A 2,196-nucleotide genomic window follows, 5' to 3' on the forward strand; every position below is an offset into this window, starting at 1 on the left:
TTTTCCGCCGCCATGGTCATGCTTATCGCGCTGCCCATGACGGCCATCTTGGCCGCGTCGAACGCCGCGTAATGTCCGCGATCGAGCTTTGCCGAGCCGGAAGGATGCGGCGTCACGCAGCAGGATGGATCGCCAGACCTTGTGCGACTGGGTTCACCGGTTCAACGCGAAGGGGCCGGCCGGTCTGCGCGATTCCCCTTGCGGCCACCCGAAGAAGCGGCTGACGGCTGAGCAGGCAGCGGCGGTGAAGGCGCATGTTTTGAAAGGCCCTGATCCCGAGAAGGACGGGCTGGTGCGCTGGCGCTGCTTGGATATCCAGCGCTGGATCGAGGCGGAATATCAGGTTCGATACCATGAGCGGACAATCGGCAAGCTGCTCCATGCCCTGGAGCTGAGCCACATCTCGACACGGCCCTTCCATCCCAAAAGCGATGTCGAAGTTCAAACCGCTTCCTGATTACGCACCAAGTTCAGCCAATTTGAGGAGCCGGTAGGGCATCGGCGGCGTTCGGACGGCGATGTATCCGAGGCGAGGCATCATGGCGGCGAGATCGTAGCGGCGATTGAAGCGATATTCGAATTCCGCGAGGTAGCGGGGCACGTGCTTTTCGCGGATAGCGCGGTAGGTTCCGGTCATGGCGTTCTTGATATTGGCGAGGGCAGTGTTGACCCATTTGAACGCGGGAGTGAGGACAGCCTTTCGCCCCGATCCGGTGATGATGACGTGATGGGAGCATCCCGCTTCGGTGACGCCGGCAAAACACCGGAGGCCATCACTGATCACGCTACTGTCGGGATCGAAATTGTCTTTGGCCAGCCTGGCGATCTCCGAGCAGCGAAAGCCGCTCACCCGGCGCAGTTTGATGCGGATCGGCTTGCCTTCCGGGGTGGTTTCGACCGCAGCTACGATCGGCGTCTTGCCGGCCGAACCCCGGCCTCGCTTGCCGCCGCTACGCTCGCCGCCGAGATAGGCGTCATCCATCTCGATCCGTCCCTTCAGGCGCTTACCGGCATCACGCTCGATCATCACCTGCATGAGCTTGTGCTTGATCTTCCAGGCCGTGGTTTGCGTGACACCCAGCCGACGCCCCAGTTCGATGCTGGAGATACCGCCCTTGCTCTGGGTGAGGTGATACATGGCCCGAAACCACGTCCGTAGCGGTGCTTTGGTCGCAGCGAAGATCGTTCCTGCAATGAGCGATGTCTGTCGTCGGCAACCGGTGCATTGGTAAAGCGCCCGGGTCTTGATGATGCGGTGCTTGCGTCCTGCACACGCCGGACATTCGAAGCCGGACGGCCAACGCCAGCCGAATACGGCATCCCGGCATTTGTCCTCGGTCCCGTAAAGTTCGTCGAAACCGGCCTCACTCAGGCCTTTTTGAAACTAAACCTTGTTACGCGCCATCGATCAACCCTCCGGAAATCGGTCATTCGTTCCCGTTTTGTATCAGTCAAAAATGGCTGATGATAGTACGTAATCAGGAACCGCTTTTAAAAAAACTTCGCGGCCAAAGTCGCAGAAATCCTCCCCGGACATGCCGCCGGAAAGCGCCTTGAAATCTGGGTTCAGGACGAAGCCCGTGTAGGTCAGAAGGGCACACTCACCTATGTCTGGGGCGAAAAAGGAACCCGACCACGCGCCGTGCGCGACCAGCGCTATGAATGTGCCTATATCTTTGGTGCCGTCTGTCCGGCGCGCGGCGTGGGAGCGGCGCTGGTCATGCCCTTCGCCAACACCCATGCCATGAACGCGCACCTCGCCGAAATTAGCAGCCAGGTGGAGGAAGGCGCGCATGCCATCGTCATCATCGATGGTGCCGGTTGGCACACCACAAAATCCCTCAAACTCCCAAGCAATATCAGCCTGCTCCGATTGCCCGCTTACAGCCCGAGCTCAACCCTCAGGAAAGCATCTGGCAATATCTCAGACAAAACTCCCTCGCAAACCGAGCCTATGAAACCTACGGCACCATCGTCACCGCTTGCTGCAAAGCATGGAACGATCTCATCAATCTGCCCGATACTATCAAATCCATCACCACCCGGGAATGGTTCCAATGCGTCAACTCATAGGGCCGTTGGTATTACAGTTGCATTTTAACCTCAGATGAGCGCGTCTTGCGGCGGCTTGGTGAGCGCGTCGCCAACATGACCACGCGATGATACGTGCGGGCTGGATCTGGCGCATGGCCAGCT

2 protein-coding genes and 1 pseudogene are annotated in these 2,196 nt (G+C 59.2%); 2 read left to right on the forward strand and 1 reads right to left on the reverse strand.

Going from position 1 to position 2,196, the window contains the following annotated elements; translation table 11 throughout:
- Positions 1 to 88: 88 nt before the first annotated feature.
- Positions 89 to 457, forward strand: a complete 369-nt coding sequence (locus BM052_RS19215; RefSeq protein WP_143084926.1) for a helix-turn-helix domain-containing protein — start codon at positions 89 to 91, stop codon at positions 455 to 457.
- Here the strand turns inward: BM052_RS19215 and BM052_RS19220 are convergent, their stop codons facing one another.
- Positions 458 to 1,372 (reverse strand): IS1595 family transposase, encoded by a 915-nt coding sequence (locus tag BM052_RS19220; protein ID WP_255406273.1) that lies wholly within the window; start codon positions 1,370 to 1,372, stop codon positions 458 to 460.
- Between the two features lie 123 nt (positions 1,373 to 1,495).
- On the opposite strand from BM052_RS19220, the pseudogene BM052_RS19225 reads away from it, so the two are divergent.
- Positions 1,496 to 2,073 (forward strand): annotated as a pseudogene (locus BM052_RS19225) (IS630 family transposase); the annotation flags it as partial.
- Positions 2,074 to 2,196 lie beyond the last annotated feature (123 nt).

It is taken from the genome of Novosphingobium sp. CF614 (genome assembly GCF_900113255.1).
Classification (GTDB): domain Bacteria; phylum Pseudomonadota; class Alphaproteobacteria; order Sphingomonadales; family Sphingomonadaceae; genus Novosphingobium.